This window comes from Methylosoma difficile (assembly GCF_054657615.1).
In genome coordinates, this window is sequence record NZ_BAAHYJ010000001.1 from 1121961 (window position 1) to 1128372 (window position 6412).

The 6412-nt window shown below is 45.6% G+C and carries 6 protein-coding genes and 2 tRNA genes; 6 read left to right on the plus strand and 2 right to left on the minus strand.

Annotated elements, in window-relative coordinates:
* Positions 1 to 140 precede the first annotated feature (140 nt).
* The 5 genes from ACYQ1O_RS05450 to erpA all read left to right on the plus strand — a co-directional run bounded on the left by ACYQ1O_RS05450 (position 141) and on the right by erpA (position 2575).
* The gene (locus ACYQ1O_RS05450) at positions 141 to 659 is read left to right on the plus strand and encodes a hypothetical protein (protein ID WP_459990612.1); all 519 of its coding nucleotides are present in this window, start codon (positions 141 to 143) and stop codon (positions 657 to 659) included.
* A gap of 54 nt (positions 660 to 713) precedes the next feature.
* Positions 714 to 788, plus strand: a tRNA-Gly gene (locus tag ACYQ1O_RS05455).
* A 49-nt stretch (positions 789 to 837) separates the two neighbouring features.
* Positions 838 to 911 (plus strand) — tRNA-Cys (locus ACYQ1O_RS05460).
* A 234-nt stretch (positions 912 to 1145) separates the two neighbouring features.
* A complete protein-coding gene (gene argC / locus ACYQ1O_RS05465; protein ID WP_459990613.1) occupies positions 1146 to 2180 on the plus strand; it encodes an N-acetyl-gamma-glutamyl-phosphate reductase in 1035 nt (344 codons plus the stop codon).
* Positions 2181 to 2242: 62 nt separating this feature from the next.
* Complete coding sequence (erpA, locus tag ACYQ1O_RS05470; RefSeq protein WP_459990614.1) at positions 2243 to 2575, plus strand: iron-sulfur cluster insertion protein ErpA; 333 nt, start codon at positions 2243 to 2245, stop codon at positions 2573 to 2575.
* A 7-nt stretch (positions 2576 to 2582) separates the two neighbouring features.
* Here the strand turns inward: erpA and ACYQ1O_RS05475 are convergent, their stop codons facing one another.
* The gene (locus ACYQ1O_RS05475) at positions 2583 to 3689 is read right to left on the minus strand and encodes an anhydro-N-acetylmuramic acid kinase (protein WP_459990642.1); all 1107 of its coding nucleotides are present in this window, start codon (positions 3687 to 3689) and stop codon (positions 2583 to 2585) included.
* 5 nt (positions 3690 to 3694) lie between these two features.
* Positions 3695 to 4933, minus strand: coding sequence for a M23 family metallopeptidase (locus tag ACYQ1O_RS05480; RefSeq protein ID WP_459990615.1), 1239 nt, complete (start codon positions 4931 to 4933; stop codon positions 3695 to 3697).
* A 193-nt stretch (positions 4934 to 5126) separates the two neighbouring features.
* On the opposite strand from ACYQ1O_RS05480, the gene tyrS reads away from it, so the two are divergent.
* The gene (tyrS, locus tag ACYQ1O_RS05485; RefSeq protein WP_459990643.1) at positions 5127 to 6311 is read left to right on the plus strand and encodes a tyrosine--tRNA ligase; all 1185 of its coding nucleotides are present in this window, start codon (positions 5127 to 5129) and stop codon (positions 6309 to 6311) included.
* The last annotated feature ends 101 nt before the right edge of the window (positions 6312 to 6412 follow it).

The window sequence follows — 6412 nt, forward strand, 5'->3', positions numbered from 1 at the left end:
TTTTAGGTTGTACATAAAAGTTGAATGGGGACGAAAACATTCTGATGTGTTTTCGGCCTAATTTTGAAGCAATAACGGCCTGTTTTTTTTCGGGCTGGAAGAAAAATAAAAAATAAAATCAATTTTGGTGAGGACGTGAAATGAGTAATGAAGAAAACGTAAGTCAAGCGGAAGAGGCTGTGGCAGCCGAAGCAGCACCGGCTGTTGAAGCGCTAGCAAGCAATGCGGCAGGAAACTTTGTGTCCACGCTAATGGATTTAAAAGAGAAAAATCCTAAGGTGTTTTTTGGGGCGGTTGGCGGTGTGGTCGTTTTGTTGCTTGTCGTCATGATGGCGGGTGGTGATGGATCTGCTGAAGTGAAAGGCCCCGTTATTAAAGACTTAGTGATTGGACAGCGTTATACCCTGAAAAGCGCCAATGCTTATGATCCAGGAGCAACGGTTCGTTTGGTTTCTGTGCCTGGAGCAATGGAAGCTTACGATGATTCTGAAGAAGCTGATAGAAGCGGTGCTTGCCAGCATATACCTCAAGGCACACCTGTATCTGTTTTGGAATTGCAAGATATGTATGGTAAGAAAAATGCCTTCGTAAAAGTGCAAATGGAAGAAGGCGAATGCAAAGGTAATAGTGGCTGGGCTTTGGGTATTGATGTTCAGTAAAAAAAAGCTTGACGAAGTGGGAAAGCATCCCTATAATAATCAAATCAATTAAGCGCGGGAATAGCTCAGTGGTAGAGCACAACCTTGCCAAGGTTGGGGTCGCGAGTTCGAATCTCGTTTCCCGCTCCAACGAGTACAAAAAGCCGCGAAGTTCGCGGCTTTTTTTTTCACTTTCAAGGGCTGCGTAGCAAAACGGTTATGCAGTGGCCTGCAAAGCCATCTACGCCGGTTCGACTCCGGCCGCAGCCTCCAATATTAAAACTACAGATGTTCATCTGAGTTTCATTGCACATTCAATTCACATAAAAACTTAGCTTAAGGGATTTTCTCCTGAAATTTTCGGTCGCCGTAAAAATTAAGTGATTGTCCTAATGGCAGGGCAAAATTTTTTTAATGCTTGCTGTGAAAAATGGTTTTTGTGTTAGATTTTCTAGCATCTGATTTTCTCCCCTATTATTTTTGATAACAACAATTGTTGGTTAAAGTATGTTGCGAGTAGGCGTTGTTGGTGGAACCGGTTATACCGGCGTTGAATTGTTGCGTTTGTTGGTTTTGCATCCTGAAGTCGAAGTGGCTGTTGTCACCTCGCGTACTGATGCTGGTACAAGGGTAGATGCTTTGTACCCCAGTTTGCGAGGCCGTCTTGATGTCGTTTTTTGCCTTCCTGAGCCAGAAAATTTAAAACAGTGCGATGTTGTTTTTTTTGCCACACCAAACGGTACAGCGATGTTGATGGCAACAGAGCTTTTGGCGCATGGTGTGAAGGTTATCGATTTGTCCGCTGATTTCCGTTTGCAGGATGTCCCAGAATGGAGCCACTGGTACGGCATGGCGCATGCGTGTCCTGATTTGGTGGCAGAAGCTGTCTATGGGTTGCCTGAAGTGAACCGTGAGTCCATTAAATCTGCCCGCTTAGTGGCTTGTCCGGGCTGTTATCCAACGGCGGTACAATTGGGCTTCCTGCCGCTTATTGAAGAGGGTTTGGTTGATGTCGGGCATTTGATAGCGGATGTTAAATCAGGCGTAAGTGGTGCGGGGCGGAAAGCAGAATTGGCTACTTTAATGAGCGAGACTGGCGAAAGCTTCAAGGCTTATGGGGTAAGTGGACATAGGCATCTGCCGGAAATTGCCCAGGGGCTGTCCATTGCGGCCAAGAAGCCTGTGCAATTGACGTTTGTACCGCATTTAACACCGATGATTCGTGGTATTCACGCAACGCTATACGCGAGGCTTAAGCCAGGTTTTGATGTTGATCTGCAGGCTTTATATGTGCAGCGTTACCAGCAAGAGCGTTTTGTCGATGTGTTGCCTTATGCATCGCATCCTGACACCCGTAATGTGCGGGGTAGCAACCAATGCCAGATTGCCATCCATCGGCCTCAGGGCGGGCAGACACTGGTTATTTTGTCTGTGATTGATAATTTGGTCAAAGGTGCTGCAGGGCAGGCTGTGCAAAATATGAATTTGATGTTTGCTTTGCCGGAAGATTTAGGGCTGGGCGTAGTGGCCTTGTATCCTTAATTGTTGACTATGCAACTAGGTATAGTCATAATCATTTTTGGTTTTATTTTAGGGAGTTAATTATGGCTGATCCCATTATTTTTACAGATAGCGCGGCTGCAAAAGTCGGCGAGCTGATTGCCGAAGAGGGCAATGATAATCTGAAGCTGCGGGTTTACGTTTCAGGTGGCGGTTGTTCTGGTTTCCAGTATGGATTTACCTTTGACGAAGAGGTCAATGAAGATGACACCTCGGTCGAAAACGGTGGTGTGACGGTGCTGATTGATGCAATGAGCATCCAGTATTTAAAAGGTGCTCAAGTTGATTATAAAGAAGACTTGTCCGGTGCCCAGTTTGTTATCCGCAATCCTAATGCCACGACCACTTGTGGTTGTGGCTCATCATTTTCCGCGTAAGCGGTCGCTAGTTGGCCTGATAAACTCCGCCCAAGACGACGGGTTTATCGGCGCCAGTCACTTCAGTCAGATTGCCCGGTAGGCCATTTAAGGTTTGTCGGGCGAGCCAAGCAAAAGCCATCGCTTCGACATGGTCGGGATGAACGCCGAAATCCAAAGTCGATTGCACAGGCTCATTTAAGTCTTCAACAAGCATTTCTATTAAGGTTTGGTTATGCGCGCCGCCGCCGCAGACCAATACGCGCTTTGTTTTTGTGGCATGCTGCTTGATGGCTTTGGCGATGGTTTGCGCGCTTAACCTGCATAAAGTTGCCTGAACGTCTTCGGCAAGGTAGGTTTGTGAGCCTAGTTTTTCATTTAGCCAGTCAGGCGAAAAATATTCTTTTCCTGTGCTTTTGGGTGGGTCTATTGAAAAATAGGTGTCAGCACTGAGCTTGTCCAGTAGCGCTTGTTGTACGGTACCACTCGCCGCCCAGCTGCCGTTGGCATCATAATCAAGATTTTGATGGGTTTTTACCCAGTAATCCATCAGCGTATTGCCGGGGCCGGTATCAAAACCTAATGTGCTACTGTCATCAGCCGCTAAAACCGTAATATTGGCAATACCGCCAATATTGACGATGCAGCGATGTTCGCTGGGATGGTGAAAGATGGCGCGATGGAAAGCTGGTACTAAAGGTGCGCCTTGTCCGTTTACGGCAATGTCACGGCGTCTAAAGTCAGCCACGGTGGTGATGCCGGTTTGTGCGGCAATGATATTGGGGTCGCCAATCTGTAAAGAAAAAGGATGCGGTGGGTGTGGTGAATGATAAACCGTTTGTCCGTGGCTGCCGATCGCTTTGATGTTGTGGGCAGAAACTTTTGCTTTTTCAAGGAGCTGTTTGGCGGTATCAGCAAACAAATAACCAAGTTCGGTGTCAAGTTCGCCATAGGCGCTTAGGGAAACAAGGGCATTGGCTTGGCTAAGCAGGGCGATTTTTTGTTTGATTGCCGCAGAGAAGGGCTGGTAAAAAAACTCACAAAGGCTGATGTGTTGTCCGTCAAAGCTAACTAAGGCCGCATCAATGCCATCTAAGCTAGTCCCCGACATTAGGCCAATATAATGCTCGACCATTGCGATCAATTAGCTTTGTTAAGGTTTTTAGCGAACAAATAACGTGATTTGGTTTGGTAAAGCTGTGCCAAAAGTGGTTGGGCTTTGTTTTTAAAGTCGGCTAACAATTGGCGGTTAATGGTTTTGGCGTTATCTTGGGTGACGCTTTCAGGGTTGCGGTGCATGCCGTCAACACGGAATTCGTAATGCAGATGTGGTCCAGTTGCCAAGCCTGTTTGGCCTACGTAGCCGATAACTTGGCCTTGTCTGACGTTGTCACCTTCAAGCAGGTCTTGCTTAAATCTGGATAGGTGCGCGTAGACGGTTTCGTAATGCTCGCCGTGTTTAAGGATAAGCACTTGTCCATACCCACCTTTGCGGCCTAAGAAGCTGACCATGCCGTCACCCGCCGCTTTAACCGGGGTGCCGGTTCTGGCGGCATAATCGACACCTTTGTGCGCTCTAATCCTGTTAAGGATGGGGTGCATGCGATTAGAGTCAAAATGCGAACTGATATGGTCGTAGGCAACCGGCGTACTCAAAAAGGATTTGCGCATGGTTTTGCCTTCAGGCGAGTAGTAATTGATATTGCCATCCGCATCTTTGTAGCGGATGGCGGTTAAGATTCTGCCTCTGTTGACGAATTCTGCGGCTAGAATTTCTTCGTGACCGTTTTCGTTAGTGCCGAAAACGGCTGTAAATTGGTCGCCAGGCCGTAAGTTGTTGGCAAAATCAATATCCCAAGCAAAAACACCGGTTAGTTGGTTGAGCAAGTCTTCTGATAATCCGGCGTTTTGTCCCGCCCTATATAAGGTTGTCTGTACTACACCATGTGTGCTGGTGATTTGCTCAAATAATTCGAGGTCTGTTGGTACAGAAACTGTGGCGAAGTCGGTTTCGGCCTGTGTGGTGATGAGCGAGTGAATACGGTTGCTTGGTTCGCTAACTTGTTCTGCTTTAGCCGCAATAGCGCGGTGTGTGGCAACTATCGGCTTACTGTGTTTGGCGATGATGTGTTTACTGAATTTATTTTTATGTGATTTTGTGTTTTTTAGTTTGCCCTTGCTAAGGGCTACAGTAATTTGTTTGGTCTTGCTGTGTGCTACGTGGCTGACAAGTTTGTGGGTGTGATTGGGTTTTTCACGCTTGGCAGTGGTGCCTGGGTGTTTTTTTGATGGCGCATGGCTAGTCTTGGCGTGGCCTGATGCCGCCACAAACGCTAAGCCTATACCCATTAAGAATAATGAATGGAATTTTATTTTCACGGAATAGTTTTAACCGGTTGAAAAATAATAAAAATTAGATGAATAATCTTTATGCTGGTTTCATTGTAAGTTTTTTACCGTGATTTGCCAAACAATATCGCTAGGAAAATATTGTGCCGATAAGGAAACATTAAATTTATAATAAGACTAATACGCTAATTAAGATTGGAGAGAAAAATTGCAAGATGATGTCATGACAAGCCTGCTTCGCGGGACTGAAGAGGTTTTGGTCAAAGAGGAGCTGGTAAAAAAACTGGCGGAAGGCCGTCCATTACGAATTAAAGCGGGTTTTGACCCAACTGCGCCAGACTTGCATTTAGGCCATACGGTCTTAATCAATAAACTGAAGCAGTTCCAAGATTTTGGACATGAGGTGTTGTTTTTGATCGGAGACTTTACCGGCATGATCGGTGATCCGACGGGTAAGAATGTCACCAGAAAGCCATTAAGCCAAGAACAAGTTTTACAAAACGCCCAGACTTATCAAGACCAAGTCTTCAAAATTTTAGATCCAGAAAAAACTCAGGTTGTTTTTAATTCGACTTGGATGAGTGCAATGTCACCTGCTGATTTGATCCAGCTGGCTGCCAAATATACAGTGGCTAGGATGTTGGAGCGTGATGACTTTACCAAGCGATTCAAAGGGGGGCAGTCAATAGCTATTCATGAGTTTTTGTATCCGCTAATTCAGGGCTATGACTCGGTTGCCCTGAAGGCTGATGTCGAGCTGGGCGGCACGGATCAAAAGTTCAATCTTTTAATGGGGCGGCATTTGCAAGAGATATACGGTCAAAAACCGCAAGTGGTCATGACCATGCCTATTTTGGAAGGATTGGACGGTGTACAAAAAATGTCTAAGTCACTTAACAACTATATAGGTATAGCTGATGCGCCGGATGGTATGTTTGGCAAGATTATGTCGATTTCCGACCAATTGATGTGGCGGTACTTTGAATTGTTAAGTTTTGAGCCAATGGGCAAAATTAATGCTTGGAAGGCAAGTTGTGAAAGCGGAAGCGAAAATCCAAGAAATATTAAGTTTGAATTGGCAAAAGAAATTGTTGGCAGGTTTCATGGCAATCAAGCCGCAGAGCAGGCTCTCAGTAATTTTGTCGCCCAATTCCAGCGAGGCGCACTTCCTGATGACATTGAAGAAATCCAGCTGCTAGCTCAGGGCGGTTATTATGGGATAGCGAATCTATTGAAAGATGCTGGCCTTACTGCAAGCACCTCAGAATCTATTAGGTTAATAAACCAAGGGGCGGTGAAGATAGATGGGGAAAAGGTATCTGATCCAAAGTTAGTTGTTTCGCCGGGTTCTGAGCATATCTATCAGGTTGGTAAGAGAAAGTTTGCGAAGATTAAGTTAAAAGGATAGGTGGTGAAATAGCTCCCCTATTGCTGTTTCGCTATAACCTTTTGAAAAATAATTAGATGTTATTGGCGTAACCCTTGGTTAAATCATAAGTGGGATTGATT